This window comes from Pseudomonas sp. GD04158 (assembly GCF_029834875.1).
GTDB classification, from domain to species: domain Bacteria; phylum Pseudomonadota; class Gammaproteobacteria; order Pseudomonadales; family Pseudomonadaceae; genus Aquipseudomonas; species Aquipseudomonas hydrolytica.
The window spans coordinates 1-24,703 of sequence record NZ_JAODYT010000060.1 but is presented as its reverse complement, the minus strand read 5'-3'; the positions used below and the strand labels follow the sequence as shown (position 1 = coordinate 24,703).

24 protein-coding genes are annotated in these 24,703 nt (G+C 64.5%); 5 read left to right on the top strand and 19 right to left on the bottom strand.

Features of this window, described 5'->3' with window-relative positions:
- The 3 genes from N7333_RS18910 to N7333_RS18900 all read left to right on the top strand — a co-directional run.
- Window positions 1-501, top strand: a 501-nt coding sequence (locus tag N7333_RS18910) for a biotin/lipoyl-containing protein (RefSeq protein ID WP_279859235.1), incomplete at its 5' end; no start/stop codon positions are given.
- Between the two features lie 93 nt (window positions 502-594).
- Entirely contained in the window at window positions 595-1,419 is an 825-nt protein-coding gene (locus tag N7333_RS18905) for an NAD(P)-dependent oxidoreductase (protein ID WP_279859234.1), read from the top strand.
- Between the two features lie 292 nt (window positions 1,420-1,711).
- Complete coding sequence (locus N7333_RS18900) at window positions 1,712-3,538, top strand: long-chain-acyl-CoA synthetase (protein WP_279859233.1); 1,827 nt, start codon at window positions 1,712-1,714, stop codon at window positions 3,536-3,538.
- Window position 3,539: 1 nt separating this feature from the next.
- On the opposite strand, the gene N7333_RS18895 is transcribed toward N7333_RS18900, so the two are convergent.
- From N7333_RS18895 to N7333_RS18860, 8 genes are all read right to left on the bottom strand, one after another.
- Window positions 3,540-3,842, bottom strand: coding sequence for a hypothetical protein (locus N7333_RS18895; RefSeq protein WP_279859232.1), 303 nt, complete (start codon window positions 3,840-3,842; stop codon window positions 3,540-3,542).
- Between the two features lie 288 nt (window positions 3,843-4,130).
- Window positions 4,131-4,808 carry a hypothetical protein gene (locus N7333_RS18890; RefSeq protein ID WP_279859231.1) on the bottom strand — a complete coding sequence of 226 codons (678 nt, stop codon included), beginning with the start codon at window positions 4,806-4,808 and terminating at the stop codon, window positions 4,131-4,133.
- Window positions 4,805-5,377 (bottom strand): RNA polymerase sigma factor, encoded by a 573-nt coding sequence (locus N7333_RS18885; RefSeq protein ID WP_279859230.1) that lies wholly within the window; start codon window positions 5,375-5,377, stop codon window positions 4,805-4,807. The genes N7333_RS18890 and N7333_RS18885 overlap by 4 nt, the downstream gene beginning before the upstream one ends.
- Entirely contained in the window at window positions 5,374-7,074 is a 1,701-nt protein-coding gene (locus tag N7333_RS18880) for a VWA domain-containing protein (RefSeq protein ID WP_279859229.1), read from the bottom strand. The genes N7333_RS18885 and N7333_RS18880 overlap by 4 nt, the downstream gene beginning before the upstream one ends.
- 86 nt (window positions 7,075-7,160) lie before the next feature.
- Window positions 7,161-8,606: a PLP-dependent aminotransferase family protein gene (locus N7333_RS18875; RefSeq protein ID WP_003243660.1), complete on the bottom strand. Its 1,446-nt coding sequence runs from the start codon at window positions 8,604-8,606 to the stop codon at window positions 7,161-7,163.
- Window positions 8,607-8,790: 184 nt separating this feature from the next.
- The gene (locus N7333_RS18870; protein WP_003243659.1) at window positions 8,791-9,603 is read right to left on the bottom strand and encodes an OmpA family protein; all 813 of its coding nucleotides are present in this window, start codon (window positions 9,601-9,603) and stop codon (window positions 8,791-8,793) included.
- Window positions 9,603-9,953: a DUF4398 domain-containing protein gene (locus N7333_RS18865; RefSeq protein WP_003243658.1), complete on the bottom strand. Its 351-nt coding sequence runs from the start codon at window positions 9,951-9,953 to the stop codon at window positions 9,603-9,605. The genes N7333_RS18870 and N7333_RS18865 overlap by 1 nt, the downstream gene beginning before the upstream one ends.
- 9 nt (window positions 9,954-9,962) lie before the next feature.
- The gene (locus N7333_RS18860) at window positions 9,963-10,796 is read right to left on the bottom strand and encodes a transporter substrate-binding domain-containing protein (RefSeq protein WP_003243656.1); all 834 of its coding nucleotides are present in this window, start codon (window positions 10,794-10,796) and stop codon (window positions 9,963-9,965) included.
- A 115-nt stretch (window positions 10,797-10,911) separates the two neighbouring features.
- Here N7333_RS18860 and N7333_RS18855 point away from each other — a divergent pair, with 115 nt between their 5' ends.
- Window positions 10,912-11,841, top strand: coding sequence for an alpha/beta fold hydrolase (locus tag N7333_RS18855; protein ID WP_279859228.1), 930 nt, complete (start codon window positions 10,912-10,914; stop codon window positions 11,839-11,841).
- A gap of 92 nt (window positions 11,842-11,933) precedes the next feature.
- Here N7333_RS18855 and N7333_RS18850 read toward each other — a convergent pair whose 3' ends face one another.
- Both N7333_RS18850 and N7333_RS18845 read right to left on the bottom strand, forming a co-directional pair.
- Window positions 11,934-12,863, bottom strand: coding sequence for an FAD-binding protein (locus N7333_RS18850; RefSeq protein ID WP_003243653.1), 930 nt, complete (start codon window positions 12,861-12,863; stop codon window positions 11,934-11,936).
- Window positions 12,864-13,613, bottom strand: coding sequence for an electron transfer flavoprotein subunit beta/FixA family protein (locus tag N7333_RS18845; protein WP_012018936.1), 750 nt, complete (start codon window positions 13,611-13,613; stop codon window positions 12,864-12,866). It lies immediately after the preceding gene.
- A gap of 324 nt (window positions 13,614-13,937) precedes the next feature.
- Between N7333_RS18845 and N7333_RS18840 the strand changes: the two genes are divergently transcribed.
- Window positions 13,938-15,602 carry an electron transfer flavoprotein-ubiquinone oxidoreductase gene (locus N7333_RS18840; protein ID WP_003243649.1) on the top strand — a complete coding sequence of 555 codons (1,665 nt, stop codon included), beginning with the start codon at window positions 13,938-13,940 and terminating at the stop codon, window positions 15,600-15,602.
- A 126-nt stretch (window positions 15,603-15,728) separates the two neighbouring features.
- On the opposite strand, the gene N7333_RS18835 is transcribed toward N7333_RS18840, so the two are convergent.
- The 9 genes from N7333_RS18835 to truA form a co-directional block, all read right to left on the bottom strand.
- Window positions 15,729-16,505, bottom strand: coding sequence for an SDR family oxidoreductase (locus N7333_RS18835; protein ID WP_279859227.1), 777 nt, complete (start codon window positions 16,503-16,505; stop codon window positions 15,729-15,731).
- A 2-nt stretch (window positions 16,506-16,507) separates the two neighbouring features.
- Window positions 16,508-17,719, bottom strand: a complete 1,212-nt coding sequence (locus tag N7333_RS18830; protein WP_096826721.1) for an O-succinylhomoserine sulfhydrylase — start codon at window positions 17,717-17,719, stop codon at window positions 16,508-16,510.
- Window positions 17,720-17,858: 139 nt separating this feature from the next.
- Window positions 17,859-19,367: an amidophosphoribosyltransferase gene (purF, locus tag N7333_RS18825; RefSeq protein ID WP_003243643.1), complete on the bottom strand. Its 1,509-nt coding sequence runs from the start codon at window positions 19,365-19,367 to the stop codon at window positions 17,859-17,861.
- 89 nt (window positions 19,368-19,456) lie between these two features.
- Window positions 19,457-19,969 carry a CvpA family protein gene (locus N7333_RS18820; protein ID WP_279859226.1) on the bottom strand — a complete coding sequence of 171 codons (513 nt, stop codon included), beginning with the start codon at window positions 19,967-19,969 and terminating at the stop codon, window positions 19,457-19,459.
- 358 nt (window positions 19,970-20,327) lie between these two features.
- Window positions 20,328-20,942, bottom strand: a complete 615-nt coding sequence (locus N7333_RS18815) for an SPOR domain-containing protein (RefSeq protein ID WP_012018940.1) — start codon at window positions 20,940-20,942, stop codon at window positions 20,328-20,330.
- 15 nt (window positions 20,943-20,957) lie between these two features.
- The gene (gene folC, locus N7333_RS18810) at window positions 20,958-22,235 is read right to left on the bottom strand and encodes a bifunctional tetrahydrofolate synthase/dihydrofolate synthase (RefSeq protein ID WP_279859225.1); all 1,278 of its coding nucleotides are present in this window, start codon (window positions 22,233-22,235) and stop codon (window positions 20,958-20,960) included.
- Window positions 22,232-23,116 carry an acetyl-CoA carboxylase, carboxyltransferase subunit beta gene (gene accD, locus N7333_RS18805; RefSeq protein WP_003243635.1) on the bottom strand — a complete coding sequence of 295 codons (885 nt, stop codon included), beginning with the start codon at window positions 23,114-23,116 and terminating at the stop codon, window positions 22,232-22,234. Before accD ends, folC begins: the two co-directional genes overlap by 4 nt.
- A gap of 116 nt (window positions 23,117-23,232) precedes the next feature.
- The gene (locus N7333_RS18800) at window positions 23,233-23,886 is read right to left on the bottom strand and encodes a phosphoribosylanthranilate isomerase (RefSeq protein ID WP_279859224.1); all 654 of its coding nucleotides are present in this window, start codon (window positions 23,884-23,886) and stop codon (window positions 23,233-23,235) included.
- Window positions 23,887-23,910: 24 nt separating this feature from the next.
- On the bottom strand, window positions 23,911-24,703 hold a 793-nt coding region (gene truA / locus N7333_RS18795), incomplete at its 5' end, for a tRNA pseudouridine(38-40) synthase TruA (protein ID WP_279859223.1).

The window sequence follows — 24,703 nt, the reverse complement described above, 5'->3', positions numbered from 1 at the left end:
TTCGTCCTCAAGCAGGGCGAACACAAGCACGCCGTGGAGCTGGATGTGCTCGCCAGCGGTACGCAAGCACACCTTTGCGTGCGCCGGGGTGAGGAACAACTGTCTGTGCGCCTGCTGGCCAGCGACGGTCGCTGGCTGACCCTGGAACTGGACGGCGTGCGCCGCCGCCAGGCCTACCACCTCGAAGGTGAGCGCCTGTGGCTGTACGGTGAGCATGGCAACCTGGAACTGCTGGATGTCACCCACGAGCCGGCTGGCGGGCAGAACGCCGCCAGCAGCGGCGCGGTGAAGGCACCGATGGATGGCGCCATCGTCGACGTACTGATCGCCGAGGGCGCCAGCGTCAGCAAGGGGCAACTGCTGGTGGTGCTGGAAGCGATGAAGATGGAACACCCGCTCAAGGCCGGCGTCGACGGCATCGTCCGCCGCGTTGGAGTGAGCCAGGGCGACCAGGTGAAAAGCCGCCAGTTGCTAGTGGAAATTGAAGCTGCAGAGGCCTGAAATATCACCGTGGGAGGGGCTTTAGCCGCGAGCGTCGTTCATCGCGGCTAAAGCCCCTCCCACGGCCCCATAACAACAAGAAGGAGCACGCCCATGTCCCTTTCCGGCAAGACCCTGTTCATCACCGGCGCCAGCCGTGGCATCGGCCGCGAGATCGCCCTCAAGGCCGCCGCCGATGGTGCCAACATCGTCATCGCGGCCAAGAGCGCCGAGCCGCATCCGAAGCTGGCGGGCACCATCCACAGCGTCGCCGCCGAGGTCGAAGCCGCCGGCGGCAAGGCCCTGGCCCTGCAGCTGGACGTGCGTGACGAACAGGCCGTGGCGGCCGCCATGGCCCAGGCCGCCGAGCATTTCGGCGGCATCGACGCGCTGGTCAACAACGCCGGGGCGATCAAGCTGGTGGGCGTGGAGAAGCTCGAAGCCAAGCGTTTCGACCTGATGTACCAGATCAACACCCGCGCAGTGATGGTCTGCAGCCAGGCGGCCTTGCCCTATCTGAAACAGAGCGCCAGCGGGCATATCCTCAACCTGTCCCCGCCGCTCAACCTCGACGCCAAGTGGTTCGCCCAGCACGGCCCCTACACCGTCACCAAGTACGGCATGAGCATGCTCACCCTGGGCATGAGCGAGGAGTTCAAGAAGTACGGCATGAGCGTCAATTCGCTGTGGCCGAAGACCATGATCGCCACCGCGGCCATCGAGTTCGAACTGGGCAGCCGCGACGCCTTCAAGCGGGCGCGCACCCCGGCCATCATGGCCGATGCGGCCCACGCCATCCTCAGCAGCGAAGGCCGCAGCCTCACCGGGCGCCTGCTGATCGACGAGGACATCCTGCGTGAACGGGGCGTCAGCGACTTCGAACAGTACCGCTTCGATCCCGCTGGCGGCAGCCTGGTGCCCGACCTGTTCGTCGATTGACGCCCTGAATGCGTTGGCTTCGTAGCCCGGATGCAATCCGGGGATTGGCCGCAAGGGCCTTCCCGGATTTTCATCCGGGCTACGTGCGAACCGCGATCCGTAAGATGCGCCGCGCGCACCGAGACAACCTCAGGATTTGTGTTCTGCCCGGTGCGCGCAGCGCACCCTACGAGAGGCAAGGCTATTTGCCGATCTGCCCGCCGCTGAACGCACCTGGGCCATGGCTGGTGCGCGCCTGGCTGACTAGAGTCAGACCTCGCCTCCAATTCATAACAGCCCAAGTGCGAGCCCCATGAGCCAAGCCGATCTAATTTCGCCCTTCCGCTTCCTGGCCCACCTGCCGCAGCACCTGCCACGCGTGCCGCGCATGCTGCGCGGCCTTTACTACGCCGGCATCCGCAACCGCGAGAAGAACCTGTCGCTGGCCTGGGCCCTGCAACGCGCCGCCGAGCGCCATCCTGAACGCCCGGCGCTGATGGATGAAAACCGCCAGCTCAGCTACCGCGCCTTCAATGCCTGGGCCAACCGCCTGGCCTGGGCGTTCAAGGCCGAAGGCGTCGGCCATGGCAATGTGGTGGCGGTGATGCTGGAAAACCGCTTGGAGCTGCTGGCGATCCTCGCCGCCCTGAGCAAGCTCGGCGCGGTCGGCGCGCTGATCAACACCACCCAGCGCGGCAAGGTGCTGGCGCACAGCTTCAACCTAGTCAAACCCGGCTTTCTGGTGATCGGCGACGAACTGCTCGGCGCCTTCGAGGAAATCGCCGCGCAATTGGAGAACCCGCAGGCCAAACGCTACTGGATCGCCGACCACGACTGCCTGCGCGATCCCGGCCAGGCGCCAGATGGTTGGCTCAACCTGATGCACCTGGCCGCCGGCCAGGCCCAGGACAACCCGCCGGACAGCCAGCGCGTACGCATGAAGGATGCCTGCTTTCTGATCTACACCTCTGGCACCACCGGCCTGCCCAAGGCCTCGATCATGAGCCACGGCAAGTGGATCAAGGCCTATGGCGGCTTCGGCCATTCCGGGCTGACCCTGAACGAGCACGACGTGCTCTACCTCACCCTGCCCTGCTACCACAACAACGCCGTCACCGTATGCTGGAGCGCGGCCCTGGCCGGCGGCGCGGCCATCGCGCTGCGCCGCAAGTTCTCCGCCAGCGCCTTCTGGAGCGACGTGGCGCGTTACCAGGCCACCTGCTTCGGCTACATCGGTGAACTGTGCCGCTACCTGCTCAACCAGCCGGAAACCGATAGCGAAAGGAACAACAGCCTGCGCTGCATGATCGGCAACGGCCTGCGCCCCTCGATCTGGGCCGAGTTCAAGCAGCGCTTCGGCGTCGAGCAGATCACCGAGTTCTATGCCTCCAGCGAAGGCAATATCGGCTTCACCAACGTCTTCAACTTCGACAATACCGTCGGCTATACCCCGGCCACCTACGCCATCGTCCGTTACGACCTGGAAAACGACCGCCCCGTGCGCGGCAAGAAGGGCTTTCTGCAAAAGGCCGACAAGGGCGAAGCAGGCCTGCTGATCAGCGAGATCAGCGCCAAGTGGCCGTTCGACGGCTACACCGATCCGGCCAACAGCGAGGCGGCGATCCTGCGCGACGTGTTCAAGAAGGGCGATGCCTGGTTCAACACCGGCGACCTGATGCGCGACATCGGCTGCAAGCACGCGCAGTTCGTCGACCGCCTCGGCGACACCTTCCGCTGGAAGGGCGAGAACGTCTCGACGACCGAGGTGGAAAACGTGCTTGGCGCCTTCCCCGGGGTGGAGGATGCGGTGGTCTACGGTGTGGAGGTTCCCGGCACCAATGGCCGCTGCGGCATGGCTGCGCTGCGCCTGGCGTCTGGTCATGCGCTGGATGGCGCAGCGCTGGCCGCTCACCTGGATGCCGAACTGCCGGCCTATGCCGCCCCGCTGTTCATCCGCCTGCTTGGCGAGGTGGAGACCACCGGCACCTTCAAGTACAAGAAAACCGACCTCAAGCAGGTCGGCTACGACCCGGGCAAGGTCGATGGTCCGCTCTACGTGCGCCTGCCAGGCTCGGACAGCTTCCAACCGCTAAGTCGCGAAACCCATGCGGCCATCGAGCAGCAGCGTTACCGCTTTTGAGCTAGCGCTTGAACTCGAACTGCACCTCGGCGCCTTCGATGGAATCCCAGTAGTCGTCTACCCGCTCGTTGCTGATCAGCCGACCGCTGATCTGGAACGGGCTCTCGGCTTCGGGTTTCTCGCCGAACATCGGCGGCAACAGGGGCGAAAGCTCATCGCGGGTTTCACTTTCCAGGGCCTGCTCGAACAACTCCTGCGGCACGCTGAGATCCAGCGCCAGCTTCGATTCGGGCTCGGCAGGCTTGGCCTGTGGTGCCGCAGCAGGCTTGGGCTTGGCGGCAACAGGCGGTTTGGCGGGAGGCACGGGTTTGTTTTCGACCACCTTGGCAGGCGGCGCAGGTTCGACCGGTTTGGGCTTGGCAACCTCCGCAACAGGCGCAGGCTCAGGCGCAGCGACCACTGCGGGCTCAGGTGCAGGCTGCTGCGCAACTGGCTCAGGCGCGCGCTCACATGCACTAAGTAGCCCTAAACACAGCAACAGTAAAATGGACTTACGCATCATGGGACAAGAATAACTTGATCAGTAACGCACCCATGCTCCTCCGCCTGGGCGCGCCTGACAAGTCGACTTACACGACTTTTACCCGGCAGCTCATTCGGCTGACGGCTCGTTCGCCAGATGCGCGAGCTCGGCTTCGATATCCAGTTGCGGATGGTCGGCCTGGAGCTGCTCCAGCAGCCGCTGCGCTTGCTCCTGCTCGCCAGCCCTGCGCAGCTCAAGCAAACGCAGCAACGCCTCGCGTGGTTCGCTCTGAATCACCAGTTCGGCCAGGGGCGCCAGCGCAGCGCTGCTGGCCATCGGTGCCTCGGCCATATCGGCAGACGGCGCCTGGCGTGCCATGGCCTGGCTCTTCATACGCTCCTGCGGCGCCGCCATGGGAGCAACCGCCTCCTGCTCTGCCGCACGCTTGGCCGCCATCGGAGCCGGTGCAGCCGGGCTCATCAGCACGCTGGGCGGGACTGCATCGAAGGCATCCGGTGCTTGCTCCAGGGTGCGCCAGGTCAGGCTGACGCCGATGCCGACGCAGGCCAGCCCGGCTACCGCCACCGACCACCGCTGCCGGCCGCTGCCGAACAGCCACTGGTGCAAACGCTGCGCCCAGCCAGCCTTGTCACTGGCGGCTCCGGCCTGCTGCGTCTCACGGGCAGCCGCACTAGCCGCCGCCAGAATGCGTGCATCCAGCTCGGCCGGGGGTTCGCCGCTGCCATGGGCACGGAAATGCGCCAGCAGCGCCTGTTCGTGATCCAGCGGTTCTCGTTCATGGGTCATGCGGACAACTCCTCGGTGGCCAGCAGCCGGCGCAGTTTCTGCAGGGCATAGCGCAGACGGCTCTTGACCGTCTCGGCCGGCGTGCGGGTCAACTCGGCAATCTCGTTCAGTTCCAGGTCGCCATGGGCGCGCAACAGAAAGACCTCGCGCTGATCTTCCGGCAGGTCGGCCAGTGCCGCCTGCAGCCGTTCGCTGTCGCGACTCAGGCCCCACTGCTGCTCCGGGCCGGGCTGCGGGTCGGCCTGGGCATGCTGGCTCTCGTCGTATTCGTCGTGCCCGGCCTGATGCCGGCCCGTCTTGCGCCAATGGTCGATCAGGCGGTTGCGCGCGATCTGGTACAGCCAGGTCTTGAACAGCACCGCCTCGCGCTGTTCGCTCTGGCTGCGCACCAGGCTCATCCAGGTTTCCTGGAACACTTCCTCGGCCAGGGCGTGATCGCCGCACAGGCCGAGCAGGAAGCGGAACAGGCCCAGTCTGTGGCGCTGGTACAGCGCATTGAAGGCCGCCGCGTCGCCGCGGCGGTAACGCCGCAGCAAGGCGGCGTCGTCATCCGTGAGAGGTGCGTTCACTGCTGAACTCGTACTGGAGTGGAGCCGGAAGTGTGCAGGCTCTGGGCGATTTCGGCCAGCTGGATGAACTCGCCGCGCAGGCCGAAGCGATCCTCGCCCTTGCCCGAGCGGGCCAGCGCGATGCTCTGCGCCAGGTCGAAGTCGCCGGTGTAGCGGCCGTCCTTGAGCTGCTGGGCGAAGGCTGCCACCGCGGCAGCGAAACGCAGATCCTCGCTGGCGGCCGCAACCGGTTTCGCCTCGTTGCGCGCAATGGGTCGTTCCAGCAGGCGACTGCTCGCCTCCCCCGGCGCCTTGTAGCGAATCCGCAGCCAGGCCAGCTCGCCGCTCTTGCCCGCTGGCTGAGCGCTGCTCTGATAGCGCAATGGCTCCAGCCAGCCCTTGCCACCGGCCGGGACGATCTCGTACAGCGCGGTGACGGTGTGCCCGGCGCCGATCTCGCCGGCATCGACCTTGTCGTTGCTGAAATCCTCGCGCTTGAGTGCGCGGTTCTCATAGCCCAGCAGGCGGTACTCGCTGACCTCGCTCGGGTTGAATTCCAGTTGCAGCTTCACGTCGCTGGCCACGGTGGCGAGGGTCGACGCGAGCTGATCCACCAGCACCTTGCGCGCCTCGCGCAGGTTGTCGATATAGGCGTAGTTGCCGTTGCCGGCATCGGCCAACTGCTCCATCAGGCGCTCGTTGTAGTTGTCCACGCCGAAGCCCAGGGTGGTGAGGGAAACGCCCGTCTTGCGCTTGTCCGCTGCCAGTTGCTTGAGGCTGTCGAAGTCGCTGATGCCGACGTTGAAGTCACCATCGGTGGCCAGCAGGATGCGATTGATGCCGCCCTCGATCAGGTGCTTGCTCGCCTGCTGATAGGCCAGCTGGATGCCCGACTCACCGGCAGTGGAGCCGCCTGCCGTCAGTTGATCGATGGCCGCACGGATCTTCGCCTTGTCGCTGCCGGGCGTGGAGTCCAGCACCACCTGAGTGGCGCCGGCGTAGGTAACCAGCGATACGCGGTCCTGCGGACGCAACTGGTCGACCAGCAGCTTCAGGGTGCCCTGCACCATCGGCAGGCCTTCGCGGCGGTGCATCGAGCCGGAGACATCCACCAGAAACACCAGGTTGGCCGGCGGCAGCTCCTCGACGCTGCGGTCCGACGCCTTGATGGCGATGCGCAGCAGGCGGGTCTGCGGGTTCCACGGCGTCACCGCCAGTTCGGTGCTGACGCCGAAGGGCGCATCGCCCTGCGGCAAGGGATAGGCATAGGGGAAGTAGTTGACCAGTTCCTCCAGACGCACCGCGTCCTTCGGCGGCAGCTGGCCGCCATTGAGAAAGCGCCTCACGTTGGCGTAGCTGCCGGTATCGACATCGATGCTGAAGGTGGACACCGGCGTCTCGCTGACAGCGAAGACCGGATTGTCGGGGTAGTTTTGATACTGCTCGCGCGGCACGTCGCGATAGCCGGGCAGCGCAGCATCGGCCACAGAACTGGGCATGGGGGCCAGCTGACCGGCCAGCGGCGCCGCACGCTTGCGGGTCAGCTCGGCGGGTGCGGCGGCGACCAGCTCATCCGCCAGCATGGGCTGCGGCGGCACGGAACTGGCCGCTTTCTCGGCCTCCGGTGCCGAGGCGCTGCAGGCAGCCAGTGCCAGCAGGGCACCGGCCGAGAATCCAACGGCGAGCGGGCGAACGAGCAGCAGGGAATAAGCGGACATGGTGCACCTCCTGAGCAATGGCATGAGACCTTCGCTCAGGTAGACGCAGCCCTGCGATCGTTCGGGTTAAACCATCAGGCGGTTTTTCAACCTTCCCACGAACCGCCTGCCTCCTGACACAGCTGGGTGGCCAGCATGCCCAGGGTCATCAGCGCCCTTTCGGCCTCGCGATTCCACGGGATGCCGCAGTTTAGCCGCACGCAGTGGTTGAACTGCTCGGTATTGCTGAAGATCAGCCCCGGTGCGATCGAGATGCCCTGCTGCAGCGCGCGCACGTGCAGGTCCTTGGTGTTGACCCGCGCCGGCAGACTGACCCAGAGAATGAAGCCGCCCTTGGGTCGGGTCATCTGCGTGCCGGCCGGGAAGTACTGCTGCACCGCCAGCTGGAAGGCGCTGAGGTTCTTGCGGTACTCCTGACGGATATGCCGCAGGTGGCGGTCATAGCCGCCGTTCTCCAGATAGGCCGCCACCGCCATCTGGGTGACGCTGCACGCCGAATGGGTGGAGAAGGTCTGCAGACGCTGGATCTCGTCCTGATACTTGCCAGCGACGATCCAGCCGATGCGCACGCCCGGCGACAGCGTCTTGGAGAAGCTCGAGCAATAGATCACCCGGCTGTCGCGATCATGCGACTTGAGCGCCTTGGTCGGGCCCTGCTCGAACATCAGCTCGCCGTAGATGTCGTCCTCGACGATCTGGAAATCGTAATCGCCGGCCAGGCGCAGCAACTGGCGCTGACGCTCCTCGGGGATGGTGCCGCCCAGCGGGTTGGACAGCCGCGCGGTCAGCACCAAGGCCTTGATCGGCCACTGATTGGCGGCCAGTTGCAGGGCTTCGAGGCTGATACCGGTGGTCGGATCGCACGGGATCTCGATGACCTTGAGCCCCAGCAGATCGGCCAGCTGCAGCAGGCCGTAGTAGGTCGGCGACTCCACCGCGATCAGATCGCCCGGCTTGGTCAGCACGCGCAGGCTCATCTGCAGCGCATCGACGCAGCCGTGGGTGACCACCACCTCGGAGGGGTCGACCACCACGCCGGCATCGCGCATGCGGATCGCCACCTGGCGGCGCAGCGGCTCGAAGCCGGGGCTGAACATGTAGCTGAAGGCGCGCGGACTGTGGAACCGCGTGACCTTGGCCAGTTGCTGGTGCAGCGCGCGCACCGGCAGGTAATCGACATGCGGCACCGCCGCCCCGAGCGGGAATACGCCTTCGCGACGCGACTCGGTGAGCACCTGATTGATGATGCTGGCACGGGTGACCAGACCTGGCCGCTCAACCTTGGCGATATCCGGGGTCGGTGCGGTCAGCGCCGGTGTCTGGTGCACGTAGAAGCCGGACTGCGGCCGCGCGCGGATCAGTCCCTGGTCCTCGAGGTTGGCGTAGGCCTGCAGCACGGTGGCGTGGCTGACATTGAGCTGCGCACTCATCTTGCGCACCGAGGGCACGCGCTCGCCCGGCTGGTAGACGCCACGACGGATATCTTCGGCCAACTGCTGGGCGATGCGTTGGTAGAGCAACAGGTTGGTCACGACGATTTCCTCCAGAGCACTGAACCATAACAGTAGCCGATTGTTACAGAAGTGTACTGGCACAGTTCATAACAGTCTTGACCATACAGCGCAGCGTGAGGCGCTGTACCCCCTACGTCGTGCGGCGCCATACCTGTAAAAAACAAAAACCCCGGACACTGCCGGGGTTTTCTGCGTATTGCTCTCAGCGTTCCGCGCCGAGCCGCCCTCGCTCGTCGGAAAACACGATCTCGACCCGGCGGTTCTGCGCGCGGCCGCGTGCCGAGGCGTTTTCCGCCACGGGAAAATCCACCCCATAACCCACTACCTGAATGCGCTTGGCGTCGATCCCCAGATCGACCAGCAGGTCGGCCACGGCCTGGGCGCGTGCGCGCGACAGTTCGAGGTTCTCCTCGGCACTGCCGGTATTGTCGGTATAGCCCTCGATGCGCACCCGCCGCTGTGGGTTGATCTGCAGGAACTGCACGAGCTTGAGCACGGTGCGGTTGGCAGCGGGCTGCAGGTCGGCGCGGCCGGCGTCGAACAGCATGTCGCCCAGGGTCATCACCAGGCCGCGCTCGGTCTCGCTGGTGGCGAGGCTGACCATCTGCTCTTCCAGCCAGCCATTGTGCTGCTGCACGCTAAGCAGCTTGGCTTCGCGCAGGGTCAGCTGCAGGCGCTGACGCTCCAGTTCCAGCTTGGCGGCCCGCTCCTGATTGAGGCTGCTGTCGCTGTGCTGGCGTGCAATCTCGGCGTAACGCTGGCTGAGATAGGCGTAATGACGCACGTCGGCGCCGCTGCCCCAGTAGCTCGACAGACGCTCGGCGCGCGCCAGCGACTCACCGGCGCGGATCACGTCCTTCGGAGCGGCGCGCAGCACGTTGGGATCTTCCTTCACCGACTGGAAGGAGGCTCGCGCCGCCTCCAGTGCCTGCTCGCTGCCCGGTTGACCGCTGGCACAGCCGCCCAGCACGACACTCGCCAGCAATAACGCAGCAATAGGCTTCACGCTGGTCATCACATGGCCCCCAGTTGCTGGCGCAAACGGCTTATACGCTGGCTCAGTTCCGCCAGCTGTTCGCGCCCCTTGGCATTGAGGTGCTCGGCCTCGGCCAGGCGCGCATCGAGCTCGGCCTGTTCGGCCAGATGTCGGGCCTGCTTGTTCTCGCCGTCCAGTATGGCGGCCTGGGCCTGGGCAAACTTTTCCTCGGCCAGACGCAGAGATTCCGATTGCTCGCCGAGCACACCGAGCGAGCGGGTCTGCGCCAGCGCCTGCTCGGTCAGGCGCAGTTGCTCGGTGGGTGCAGGATCACTGGCGCAGGCGCTCAGGCCCAGCACCAGCAGCACGGGAAGGGTTCGATTGATCACGAAAGTATCCTACTGAGTGACGTCGCCAACCGGGTCAGGCTGCATCTGCTGCGCCTTCCACAGTTCCAGGTTGCGTTGCAGGAACTGCTCCGGCAGCCCGGCGGCGACCAGTTCTGTCATTTTCCGCGCCAGCTGGCCACGCAGCCAGGGCTCGTTGCACGCCGAATTGTGCGACAGGGTGAGGTAGAGGCCTTCGCTGGAAATCGGCGGGTCCAGCACCTCCAGATCGTCGTCCATACCCAGGGTTTCGGCCAGCGCCAGCCCAGGATAGCGTTCGTAGAGCACGTAGTCGGTACGCCCGAGCAAAAGCTTCTGGAATGCCTGGGTCAGGCTGGATACACCCTCGAGGGTCAGGTTCTGCTTGGCGAAGGAATCGAACTGCTGGCCAAAGCTGTTGCCGACCAGCGTGTCGCCGGTCAGGCCCTTGAGATCGACCCAGCTGCCATAGGGGAAGGCCTCGCCCTTGCGCACCCAGACCACGCTGGGGGTAAAGAAGAATGCCGGGTGCACATAATCCATATGTTCCAGGCGCGGCAGGGTGATGAAGGCCCCCGCGATCAGGTCGACGCGACCGGTGCGCACCTCGTCCTGGGCTCGCGACCAGGGGCCGGTGTAGATCACGTCGACCACCACACCGAGTTCCTTGGCCAGGTGTTTGAGCAGATCGGCATTGGCGCCGATCAACTGCTGCGGATTCTGCGGATCGCGCCACAGGTAAGGGGGATACTCGGGGTTGCCGGTCGCCACCAGACGCTCGCACTTTCCGCTGGCCAAGGCGCCTGCAGGCACCAGCGCAAGCGCGCACCACAGCAACAGGGACTTCAACAGACAACGCTCGGGCATTGGCTACTCTCGGTTCAAGCAGAGATCGGTCAGGATGGGCAGAGCCTTCCGAAAACCTTCCGTGTTCATGCTAGCTTAACGACGCCGCAATAATAATTCGCGATAAGGACGCGCCATGAAAAAACTGCTGCTCGCTTTGCTGCTAGTGCTTATCGCCGCTACAGCAACGCTGTACTTCTTTCCCGCCACTCAATTGGCCAGTCTCCGGCTGATAGAGCAACAGCGCGCCGGCCTCGCCCACCAGCAGATACGTGTCCGCGATCTTAACATCCATTACTACCGCGGAGGACCGGCGGACGGCGAAACCCTGGTACTGATCCACGGATTCGCTGCAGACAAGGATAACTGGCTGCGCTTTTCCCGCCACCTCACGGATCGCTATCAGGTCATCGCGCTCGACCTCCCAGGCTTCGGCGACAGCGACCGCCCCGCCGGCAGCTACGACGTCGGCACGCAAGCCGAGCGACTGGCGAGCATCCTCGAAGCGCTGGGCATCGAACGCGCCCACCTGCTGGGCAATTCCATGGGCGGACATATTGCCGCACTCTACGCCGCGCGCTATCCGCAGCGCACCCAGTCGCTGGCGCTGTTCGACAATGCCGGGGTCGAGGCGCCGATCAAGAGCGAGTTCTTCGCGCTTCTCGAGCGCGGGCAGGCCAACCCGCTGGTGGTGCGCCAAGCAGAGGACTTCCAGCGCCTGCTGCAGTTCGTCTTCGTCGAGCCGCCTTACCTGCCCGAGTCGCTCAAGCGCCTTCTCGCCGAACGCTCCATGGCCAACCGCGAGCATTACGAGCAGGTGTTCCAGCAGCTGGTCGAGCGCTACATTCCGCTGGAGCCGGAACTGCCGAAGATCGAGGCGCCGACGCTGCTGCTCTGGGGCGAGCAGGATCGCGTGCTGCACGTATCCAGCATCGAGGTGATGCGTCCGCTGCTACGCCACTCAAGCGTTGCGGTGATGCCCGGCGTGGGCCATGCGCCAATGCTCGAGCGGCCGCAGGAAAGCGCCCTGCTCTACCGGCGTTTTCTGCAGGGGCTGACGCCGTAAGCAAGCGGAGCCCTGCACGCGGCGAAACTTGACCAAGCGCCAATAAAAAACCCGCTCCGAGGAGCGGGTTCTTCTAGCAGCGGAAAAAGTGGTTAGACCAGCTTTTCCAGCTCCGGTACGGCTTCGAACAGATCGGCAACCAGACCGTAGTCGGCCACCTGGAAGATCGGCGCCTCTTCGTCCTTGTTGATCGCAACGATCACCTTGGAGTCCTTCATACCGGCCAGGTGCTGGATCGCGCCGGAGATACCGACGGCGATGTACAGCTGCGGCGCAACGATCTTGCCGGTCTGACCGACCTGCATGTCGTTCGGTACGAAGCCAGCGTCGACGGCAGCGCGGGAAGCGCCGACGGCAGCGCCCAGCTTGTCCGCCAGGGCGTACAGGTGCTTGAAGTTGTCGCCATTGCCCATGCCACGGCCGCCGGAAACGACGATCTTGGCAGCGGTCAGCTCCGGACGGTCGGACTTGGCCAGTTCTTCGCCAACGAAGGCGGACTTGCCGGCATCGGCCGGGCCGGAAACGGCTTCAACGGCAGCGCTGCCGCCTTCGGCAGCCGCGGCGTCGAAACCGGTGCTACGCACGGTGATCACTTTGATGGCAGCCGAGGACTGCACGGTGGCGATGGCGTTACCGGCATAGATCGGACGCTTGAAGGTGTCGGCGCTTTCGACGGCGATGATCTCGGAGATCTGATCGACGTCCAGGGCAGCGGCGACGCGCGGCAGGATGTTCTTGCCGTTGCTGGTGGCGGCAGCCAGGATGTGGCTGTAGCCCTTGCCCAGCTCGGCTACCAGCGGAGCGACGTTCTCCGGCAGCTGGTTGGCATAGGCGGCGTTGTCGGCCAGCAGAACCTTGGCCACGCCAGCGATCTTGGCAGCGGCTTCGGCGGCAGCGCCAGCATTGGCACCGGCTACCAGAACGTGAATGTCACCACCGATCTTCTGCGCAGCAGCAACGGTGTTCAGGGTAGCGGCAGCCAGAGCGGCATTGGTGTGTTCAGCGATAACCAGGATAGTCATTTAGATTACCTTCGCCTCGTTCTTCAGTTTCTCGACCAGTTCAGCCACGGACTTGACCTTGATGCCAGCGCTGCGAGCAGCCGGCGCTTCGACTTTCAGGGTCTTGACGGTGGAGGCGGTGGAAACGCCCAGAGCGTCCGGAGTGACGGTTTCCAGCGGCTTCTTCTTGGCCTTCATGATGTTCGGCAGCGACGCGTAGCGCGGCTCGTTCAGACGCAGGTCGGTGGTGACGATCGCCGGCAGGTTCAGCGCAACGGTCTGCAGACCGCCATCGATCTCACGGGTGACGTTGACCTTGTCGCCAGCCACCTCGACCTTGGAGGCGAAGGTGCCTTGGCCGAAGCCAGTCAGGGCGCCCAGCATCTGGCCGGTCTGGTTGTTGTCGCTGTCGATGGCCTGCTTGCCCATGATCACCAGTTGCGGCTGCTCCTTGTCGACCACTGCCTTGAGCAGCTTGGCCACGGCCAGGGAGTTCAGCTCGTCATTGGATTCGACCAGGATGGCGCGGTCGGCACCCAGAGCCAGCGCGGTGCGCAGTTGCTCCTGGGCGGTAGCCGGGCCAATGGAGACGACGACGATTTCGCTCGCCACGCCTTTCTCCTTCAGGCGTACGGCTTCTTCCACGGCGATTTCGCAGAAGGGGTTCATGGACATCTTGACGTTGGCGAGGTCGACGCCGCTGTTGTCCGCCTTCACGCGAACCTTGACGTTGTAGTCAACCACTCGTTTGACAGCTACAAGAACCTTCATGGATTCCTCGTTACTCTCCGGTGAATAAGAATGTCGCCAAGGCGAGCCTGGCCGGTGATGCAAAATCGGCCGCAACCAACCTTTCAGCTCAGACGGCGAGCGCAAAACCGCCCGTATCTTGACCCCGCGGCATGGCCCGGTCAATACAGCGAACTGGCCGGTCATCCGCGATGTAGTAGGATTCTAGCAGGCCTACAGAAAATTCAAACAAACGTTTGTATTGGCCCGCTGAGAGGGTGTAGATATAATGCCCACGCCGCACTCAGGGATCGAGCTGCGCCCTCCAACATAAAACATCGAAGAGCCTTGAGTAGGAGATAGCCTGTGGAACGCGAATTTATGGAGTTCGACGTCGTCATCGTCGGCGCCGGCCCGTCCGGACTGTCCGCCGCCTGCCGACTGAAGCAGAAAGCCGCTGAAGCGGGCCAGGAGATCAGCGTCTGCGTGGTCGAGAAAGGCTCCGAAGTTGGCGCTCACATCCTCTCCGGTGCGGTGTTCGAGCCACGCGCCCTGAACGAACTCTTCCCCGACTGGAAAGAGCTTGGCGCCCCGCTCAACACCCCGGTCAAGCGCGATGACATCTACCTGCTGCGCGACGCCGACAAGGCTACCCGAATTCCCGACTTCTTTGTGCCGAAAACCATGCACAACGAAGGCAACTACATCATTTCCCTGGGCAACCTGTGCCGCTGGCTGGCCCAGCAGGCCGAGAACCTGGGCGTGGAAATCTACCCGGGCTTCGCCGCTCAGGAAGCGCTGATCGACGAGAACGGCGTGGTGCGCGGCATCGTCACCGGCGATCTGGGTGTCGACCGTGAAGGCAACCCCAAGGAAGGCTACTACACCCCCGGCATGGAACTGCGTGCCAAGTACACCCTGTTCGCCGAAGGCTGCCGTGGCCACATCGGCAAGCAGCTGATCAAGAAGTACAACCTCGACAGCGAAGCCGACGCCCAGCATTACGGCATCGGCATCAAGGAAATCTGGGACATCGACCCGGCCAAGCATGAGCAGGGTCTGGTGGTGCACACCGCCGGCTGGCCGATGGACATCATGGGCACCGAGAACACCGGCGGCTCCTTCCTCTACCACCTGGAGAACAACCAGGTCGTGGTGGGTCTGATCATCGACCTGTCCTACGCCAACCCGCACCTGTCGCCGTTCGACGAGTTCCAGCGCTACAAGCACCATCCGGTGATTGCCCAGTATCTGGAAGGCGGCAAGCGCGTCGCCTATGGCGCTCGCGCCATCTGCAAGGGCGGCATCAACTCGCTGCCGAAGATGGTCTTCCCCGGTGGCGCCTTGATCGGCTGCGACCTCGGCACCCTGAACTTCGCCAAGATCAAGGGCAGCCACACCGCGATGAAATCCGGCATGCTGGCTGCCGATGCCATCGCCGAAGCCCTGGCGGCCGGCCGCGAAGGCGGCGACGAGCTGACCAACTACGTCGATGGCTTCAAGGCCAGCTGGCTGTACGACGAACTGTTCCGCAGCCGCAACTTCGGTGCAGCCATCCACAAGTACGGCGCCATCATCGGCGGCGGCATCAACTGGCTGGATCAGAACATCTTCGGCGGCAAGGCACCCTTCACCCTGCACGACAACAAGCCGGATTACGCCTGCCTGAAGCCGGCGGCCGAGTGCGCGAAGATCGCCTACCCGAAACCGGACGGCAAACTGAGCTTCGACAAGCTCTCCTCGGTGTTCCTCTCCAACACCAACCATGAAGAAGAGCAGCCCTGCCACCTGAAGCTGACCGACCCGAGCATCCCGCTGGCGAAGAACCTGCCGCTGTACGACGAACCGGCGCAGCGCTACTGCCCGGCTGGCGTGTACGAAGTGGTGACACAGGAAGACGGCGAGAAGAAGTTCCAGATCAACGCGCAGAACTGCGTGCACTGCAAGACCTGCGACATCAAAGACCCGGCCCAGAACATCACCTGGGTGGCGCCGGAAGGCACCGGCGGCCCGAATTACCCCAACATGTAATTCGGCCACGCATGAAAAAGGCTCCCTCGGGAGCCTTTTTCGTTTCTGTTGAATCAGCAGGAGCGAGCTGGGCTCGCGAAGGCTTCAAGACCGCGCTCCGCGAGCAGAGCTCGCTCTCACAGGCATTCAATCCTGATAGATCATCTTGCAGCTCATGCCGCCATCGATGACGAACTCCTGGCCGGTGACGAAGCCGGCGGCATCGGACAGCAGCCAGGCGACCTGAGCCGCCACATCTTCCACCGTACCGACGCGACCCACCGGATGCTGCGCATGATCGAACACCGATAGCGGCTCCAGACGCTGCTGCACAGGATCGCGCGCATCGATCCAACCCGGGCTGACGCAGTTCACGCGCACCTCCGGCCCGAGACTGACCGCCAGCGCATGAGTGAGCGCAACCAGCCCGCCCTTGCTCGCGGCATAGGCCTCGCAATTGGCCTCGGACTGACTGGCGCGGGTCGAGGCAATATTGACGATGGCCCCACGATGACCGCGCAGGTACGGCGCGCAGTGCTTGGCCAGCAGCATGGCGCCAGTCAGGTTGACCGCCAGCAGGCGATTCCAGCGCTTGAGATCGAGCGACTCCAGCGGCGGCGTGTGCGGATCGGCAATGCCGGCGTTGCACACCAGCGCATCGAGGCGGCCGAACTGACCGAGCACCTCGGCGACACCGACACTTACCTGGTCCTCCTTGGCCACATCCATGGCCACGAACCAGGCGTTATCACCCAGCGCGCGCGCCACTTTCGAGCCACGCTCACGGTCGACGTCGGCCAGCACCACCTGCCAGCCCTCGGTGATCAGCCAGGCACTGATACCCAGACCGATCCCGCGCGCGGCACCGGTGACCAGTGCGACACGCCCGTTGTTGGGCGCACTGTCGTTACCCCACTCGAGCATGCTCAGAGTGCGGCCAGGCCGCGAGCCAGGTCTGCCTTGAGGTCTTCCAGCTCTTCCAGCCCCACGGCAACGCGGATCAGGTTGTCGCGGATACCGGCATTGGCCCGCTCCTGCGGCGTCAGACGACCATGGGAGGTGGTGGCCGGATGAGCGATGGTGGTCTTGGTATCCCCCAGGTTGGTGGTGATGGAAATGACGCGCGTGGCATCGATCACCTGCCAGGCGGCGTCACGCCCACCCTTGACCTCGAAGCTGACCACCGCACCGAAGGCGCTCTGCTGCCTTTTCGCCAGCTCGTGCTGCGGATGGCTGGGCAGGCCGGCGTAATACACGCGCTCGACCTGCGGCTGCTGCTCCAGCCACAGCGCCAGCTGCAGGGCACTCTCGCTCTGCGCGCGCATGCGGATGCGCAGGGTTTCCAGGCCCTTGAGAAACAGCCAGGCATTGAACGGGCTGAGGGTCGGGCCTGCGGTGCGCAGAAAGCCCACCACTTCCTTCATCTGCTCGCTGCGCCCCGCCACCACGCCGCCGAGGCCGCGGCCCTGACCGTCGATGTACTTGGTGGCCGAGTGCATGACGATATCGGCGCCCAGCTTCAGCGGCTGCTGCAGGGCCGGCGTACAGAAGCAGTTGTCCACCGCCAGCAACGCGCCGCGTGCGTGAGCGATCTGCGCCAGCGCGGCGATATCCACCAGCTCGGCCAGCGGGTTGGACGGCGACTCGACGAACAGCAGCTTGGTATTGGGCTTGAAGGCCGCCTGCCAGGCGTCGAGATCGGCCAGCGGCACGTAATCCACCTCGATGCCGAAGCGCTTGAGGTACTTCTCGAACAGGCTGATGGTGGAGCCGAACACGCTGCGCGACACCAGTACGTGGTCGCCGCCACTGCACAGGCTCATGACGATGGCGAGGATCGCCGACATGCCGGAAGCGGTCGCTACCGCCTGCTCGGCGCCCTCCAGAGCGGCGATGCGCTCCTCGAAGGTGCGCACGGTGGGGTTGGTGTAGCGCGAGTAGACGTTGCCCGGCACCTCGCCGCCAAAGCGAGCGGCGGCATCGGCGGCAGTGCGGAACACGTAGCTGGAAGTGAGGAACAGCGCCTCGCCGTGCTCGCCCTCGGGCGAGCGGCGCTGGCCGGCACGCACCGCCAGGGTGTCGAAGCCCACGCCATCCAAGTCACTGTCGAGCCGACCGGCATCCCATTCCAGAGTCATATCGCTACCTCACGAAAAGTAGCCCGGATGCAATCCGGGAAATTCAGTGTGACATTCCCCCGGATTGCATCCGGGCTACGGACCGGGTGCGCCGTGCGCACCGCCGAAACGGGCAGGACTGCCGCCCTGCCCGCTCGAATCAATTGTTGTACAGATCGATGATCGCGCTGACCGCCTGCGACTTGGCCTTGCTGGCGTCGTTACGCGCCTGCTCGATCTTGTCCAGATAGGCCTCGTCGACGTCACCGGTGACGTATTTGCCGTCGAATACCGCGCAGTCGAAGTTATCGATCTTGATCTTCTTGCTGCCACTGACCGCCTCGATCAGATCCGGCAGGTCTTGGTACACCAGCCAGTCGGCACCGATCAGTTCGCAGACTTCCTCGGTGCTGCGGCCATGGGCGATCAGCTCGTGGGCGCTGGGCATGTCGATGCCGTAGACGTTGGGGTAGCGCACCGCCGGCGCCGCGGAGCAGAAGTAGACGTTCTTCGCCCCGGCCTCGCGGGCCATCTGGATGATCTGCTTGCAGGTGGTGCCGCGCACGATGGAGTCGTCCACCAGCATCACGTTCTTGCCACGGAACTCCAGCTCGATGGCGTTGAGCTTCTGCCGTACGGATTTCTTGCGCGCCGCCTGGCCGGGCATGATGAAGGTACGACCGATGTAGCGGTTCTTCACGAAGCCTTCGCGGAACTTCACGCCCAGGCGGTTGGCCAGCTCCAGCGCGGCGGTACGGCTGGTATCGGGAATCGGGATGACCACGTCGATGTCGTGATCCGGACGCTCGCGCTGGATCTTGTCGGCCAGCTTCTCGCCCATGCGCAGGCGCGCCTTGTACACCGAGATACCGTCCATGATCGAGTCCGGACGCGCCAGGTAGACATGCTCGAAGATGCACGGCGCGTACTTGGGATTCTGTGCGCACTGACGGGTGAACAGCTTGCCTTCCTCGGTGATGTACACCGCCTCACCCGGCGCCAGGTCGCGGATCAGGGTGAAGCCGAGCACGTCCAGCGACACGCTCTCCGAAGCGATCATGTACTCCACGCCTTCGTCGGTGTGGCGCTGACCGAAGACGATCGGGCGAATGCCGTTGGGATCGCGGAAGCCGACGATACCGTAACCGGTGATCATCGCCACCACCGCATAACCGCCCAGGCAGCGTTCGTGCACATGGGTGACCGCGGCAAACACGTCTTCCTCGGTGGGCTGCAGCTTGCCGCGCTGGGCCAGCTCGTGGGCGAACACGTTGAGCAGCACCTCCGAGTCGGAGTTGGTGTTCACGTGACGCAGGTCGGACTCGTAGATTTCCTTGGCCAGGCGCTCGACGTTGGTCAGGTTGCCGTTGTGCGCCAGGGTGATGCCGTACGGCGAGTTGACGTAAAACGGCTGGGCTTCGGCCGAGCTGGAGCTGCCGGCGGTGGGATAGCGCACGTGGCCGATGCCCATGTTGCCCACCAGGCGCTGCATGTGGCGCTGCTGGAACACATCGCGCACCAGGCCGTTGTCCTTGCGCAGGAACAGCCGGCCGTCATGGCTGGTGACGATGCCGGCAGCGTCCTGGCCGCGATGCTGAAGGACGGTGAGCGCGTCATACAGCGCCTGATTGACGTTCGACTTGCCGACGATACCGACGATGCCACACATGTGCCACGACCCCTGCTAGATAGTTCAGGCTAACTTCAGCGCCTGCCACGGCGGTTTGGGCCATGGCGAGCGCTCTGTAATGAGGCGGATCAGCTGGGTGAGCCGATCCCGCCTGGAAACCACTGGCCGGACCACCCCAGAATGAGGTTCTTCGACCAATCGGCGACCATCAGAAAATGCGGCACCAGTTGCGACTGCTGCCACCATGCATCCTGTTCCACCGGCGCCAGGCTGATCAGCCCCACCAGCAGCACCACCAGCAAACCGCCACGAGCGGCGCCGAACACCATGCCGAGGAAACGGTCGGTGCCCGACAAGCCTGTCACGCGGATCAGCTCGCCGATAAGAAAATTGACCAGAGCGCCGACCAGCAAGGTGGCAACGAAAAGAATGGCACAGGCCACGATCACGCGTGCGGACGGGGTCTCGATGAATTCGACGAGATGCTGGGCCAGCGCGCCGCCAAACATCCAGGCGACGATGCCTGCGATGATCCAGGTCAGCAGCGACAGGGCTTCCTTGACGAAGCCGCGCTTGAGGCTGATCAAACTCGAGACGGCGATGACGGCGATGATCGCCCAATCGACCCAGGTGAATACCACGATGCGGCCTACCAGCGGAAAAGGCGGAGCATTTTAGCAGAGCCCGGCGCATCGGGTAACCGGCCATTGAAAAACGTCGGCGACGACTGCATGGATGCAGGAGGTAGAGCGAAGCAGGAAGCCCGAGCCGAGGCAGCCGGTGCAACACCGATGGCACCCCCGCAAAAACAGGCGAGGAACGGTCGGGGTCGCGGACGACTTTACGAACTGTAAATGGGCAGTACTCGCTTCGCTCGCCCTCCGGGCCGCACTGAGGTGCGCCGGCCGCAAGCGGCCTGCCGAGCCGTCTTGCACGCGGCACTGGCAGCGCAGGTAGTTTTTTGCCGGACTGGTAACCGGGTACTGCAAAATCCCGCTGTTAACCGGCCTCGGGCTGGAAGCGCACGACGAAACCGTTGAGCTTGTGCTGGCGATTGAGCTGGTCGCGCAGCCGCTCGGCCTCGGCACGCTCGATCAGCGGCCCGACGAATACCCGGTTCATACCATCGAACGTGCGGATATAGGCGTTGTAGCCCTGACTACGCAGCGTTTTTTGCAGATTCTCAGCACCGCCACGACTGGACAGGCTGGCCAGCTGCACCGACCAACTGATCGGCAGGCTGTTGGGGTCAAGGCGACTTTCGGGTTTGGCCGGCGCACTGGTGACAGCCTGCTCGACCTTGGCCGGCTCAGGCTTGGGCGCCGCGACAGGTGGCGGCTGCACCTTGGTCGGCTCGGGAATCTCCACCAGCTGCGGAGCCTCTTCCTCGACTGGCAGCGGCTCCTCGGGCAGCTCTTCGGGCTCGACGACCTCTGCCGGCTGCACCACTATCTGCGCAGCGGCCGGGGCCTGCGGCATGGGCGGCGCATCGACAACCACACGACGCATCTCATCCTCGCGCGACAGCAGCATCGGCAGGAAAATCACTGCCAGCGCCACCAGCACCAAAGCACCGACCATGCGCTGCTTGAGTCCCTTGTCCAGCAATGCCATCCCTCTACTCCCCTTTCAAGCTGGGCGGGCCAGCCAGTCCAGGGCCTCGGCCACGCAAAAAAACGATCCGAACAACAGAATCTCGTCACCCGCCGCGGCCTGCTCGCACTGGGCCTCCAGCGCTGCCCGCACGTCAGCATGCTGCGTCACTGCCGCGCCGTAACTCTGCAGATGCGCGGCCAGCTCGCCGGCCGGCCGCGAACGAGGCGTTGCCAGCGGCGCCACGGCCCAGCCGGCAACCTGACTCAACAGTGGCGCGACCACTCCAGGCAGGTCCTTGTCGGCCAGCAAGCCGAACACGGCCCAACGCTTCCCGGCCGGAGGACGCGCCTCCAGACGCTGCGCCAGATAGTCGGCGGCATGGGGATTATGCCCAACATCGAGCAACAGTGTGAGTGACTTGCCTCGCCAATCCAGAGCGCGACGATCCAGACGCCCGGTCACTCGCGTCGCCAGCAGCGCCTGAACGATCTGCTGATGGTCCCAGGGCAACTGCAACAGTGCGTAAGCCTGCAAGGCCAGCGCAGCGTTCTCCATCGGCAGATCGAGCAGCGGTAGCTGCTCCAGCTGCAACACCTGGCCATGGGCATCCAGGCCATACCAGGACCACTGCTGCCCCTGAATGCTCAGGTCGTAGTCGCGTCCGCGCAGGAAGAATGGTGCATCCAGCAACGCCACCTGCTCGAGCAGTGGTTGCGGCGGGTCGAGATCACCACACAGCGCCGGCTTGCCCGCGCGCATGATGCCAGCCTTCTCGAAGGCCACCGACTCGCGGGTATCGCCCAGCCAATCGGCATGATCCAGGCCGATACTGGTGATCAGCGCCAGGTCGGCATCCACCAGATTGACCGCATCCAGTCGCCCACCCAGACCGACCTCCAGCACCACGGCATCCAGGGCAGCGCGCTCGAACAGCCAGAAGGCAGCCAGGGTGCCCATCTCGAAATAGGTCAGGGACGTTTCGCCACGCGCCGCTTCCACCGCGGCGAAGGCCAGACACAGCTCGGCATCGTCGACTTCGCGGCCATCGATGACCACGCGCTCGTTGTAGCGCAGCAGATGCGGCGAGCTGTAAACGCCAACCTTGCGCCCCTGCGAGCGCAGCAGGCTGGCAAGAAAGGCGCAGGTAGAGCCCTTGCCGTTGGTGCCGGTAACCGTGATGACCAGCGGCGCCGGCTTGCCCAGACCGAGGCGCTGCGCCACCTCGCGCGAGCGCTCCAACCCCATGTCGATGGCAGAGGGATGCAACTGCTCGAGGTAGGCGAGCCACTCGCCCAGGCTACGGGTGGTCATGCAGTGACCGGCAGGGCGACCGGAGACGGGCGATTCATCAGCTGCGCCAGCAGGCGCGCCAAACGCGGACGCAGTTCGTTACGCGGGATGATCATGTCGATGGCGCCGTGCTCGAGCAGGAACTCGCTGCGCTGGAAGCCTTCCGGCAGCTTCTCGCGCACGGTCTGCTCGATCACGCGCGGGCCGGCAAAGCCGATCAGTGCCTTCGGCTCGGCCACGATCACGTCGCCGAGCATCGCCAGGCTGGCGGAAACGCCGCCGTAGACCGGGTCGGTGAGCACGGAGATGAAAGGCAGCCCTTCCTCGCGCAGACGCGCCAGGGCGGCCGAGGTCTTGGCCATCTGCATCAGCGAGATCAGCGCCTCCTGCATGCGCGCGCCACCGGAAGCGGAGAAGCACACCAGCGGGCAGCGCTGCTCCAGCGCAACGTTGGCCGCCTGGACGAAGCGCTCACCGACGATGGCGCCCATGGAGCCGCCCATGAAGGAGAATTCGAAGGCGCAAACGGCGATCGGCATGCCTTCGAGGGTACCGCTCATGGCGATCAGCGCGTCCTTCTCGCCGGTCTGCTTCTGCGCGGCAGCGAGACGATCCTTGTACTTCTTGCTGTCACGGAACTTCAGGCGATCGACCGGCTCGAGATCGGCGCCGATCTCTTCACGGCCGTCCTGGTCGAGGAAGATATCCAGGCGCGCACGCGCGCCGATGCGCATGTGGTGATTGCACTTGGGGCAGACGTCGAGGGTCTTTTCCAGCTCGGGACGATAGAGCACGGCATCGCAGGACGGACACTTGTGCCACAGCCCCTCGGGCACAGAGCTCTTCTTCACCTCGGAACGCATGATCGAGGGAATGAGTTTGTCTACCAACCAGTTGCTCATGCTGTCATTTCTCCATAACCGTTGGTTCGGGCGGGCTGCTCGGCAATCGGCCCCCGCCTCCAGCAATTCAATTCCACCGCTCTCAGCGGCGTGACAGGCTAATGGACGGTCGCGCCTCAGGCGTCGTCACATCCGGCGCTACGCACCGCCCGCACGAACGCGCGAATCTTCTCTGCATCCTTTATGCCCTTGCTGAGCTCGACGCCACCGCTCACGTCCACCGCATAAGGTCGGACCTGGCCAATGGCAGCTGCGACGTTGCCGGCATCCAGGCCGCCGGCGAGGATGATCGGCTTACCCGCCCGCTGCGGCACCAGCGACCAGTCGAACGCCGCCCCGGTGCCACCCGGAATCCCTTCGACAAAGGTATCGAGAAGAATCCCTCGCGCACCGACATAGGGCGCCATCGACGCCGCGACGTCCTCGCCAGGGCGCACCCGCAAGGCCTTGATGTAGGGACGACCGTGGCCCTCGCAGTCTGCCGGCGACTCGTCACCATGAAACTGCAACAGGTCCAGCGGCACCCGCTGCAACAGCTGCTGCAGCTCGGCGCGCGGCATGTCGACGAACAGGCCCACCGTAGTCACGAAGGGTGGCAATGCCTGGATGATCGCCAACGCCTGCTCGACGCTGATCGCTCGTGGACTTTTCGCGTAGAACACCAGGCCGATGGCATCCGCCCCCGCCTCCACCGCTGCCAGAGCATCCTCGATACGAGTGATGCCGCAAATCTTGCTGCGCACGACTGTCACGTTCACGCCCCTTGCCATGAAGCAACGGATGGTAGCAAAGGCCTAGCCCTGTCGCACGTCGGCCAGCGCAGAGAGAAAATGCGGCCCCAGGTAACGCTGCGGCAACTCGAACTCCTCCGGGTACTCCACCTGCACCAGATAGAGCCCGTAAGGATGGGCCGTCACCCCACCGCTGCGCCGGTCTGCGCGCTCGAGCACCTCGCGCGCCCACTCGACCGGTCGCTCGCCGGCGCCAATGGCCATCAGCACGCCGGCAATATTGCGCACCATGTGATGGAGGAAGGCGTTGGCGCGGATATCCAGCACGATGAAGCAGCCATGCTCGATCACCTGCAGATGGTGCACGGTCTTGATCGGCGACTTGGCCTGGCACTGGGTGGCGCGAAAAGCGCTGAAATCATGCGTCCCCACCAGCGCGCGCGCCGCTTCGCGCATCCGCGTCACGTCCAGCGGCCGGTGATTCCAGGTCACCTCTTCGGCCATGTGCGCCGGGCGGATCGGATCGTTGTAGATCACATAGCGATAGCGGCGCGCCATGGCGCTGAAACGGGCATGGAAGTGCGCGGGCATGACCCTGGCCCAGGTCACGCTGATGTCCTTGGGCAGATTCATGTTGGCGCCCATGATCCAGGCATGCAGCGGCCGCTCGACGGAGGTATCGAAATGCACCACCTGGCCACTGGCGTGCACCGATGCGTCGGTGCGGCCGGCGCACATGATGTTGATCGGCTCACCGCCAGCAACCTTGGACAGCGCGCTTTCCAGGCAACCCTGAATAGAAGAGACATTGCCGGCCTGGCGCTGGAAGCCACGGTAACGCGCGCCCTTGTACTCG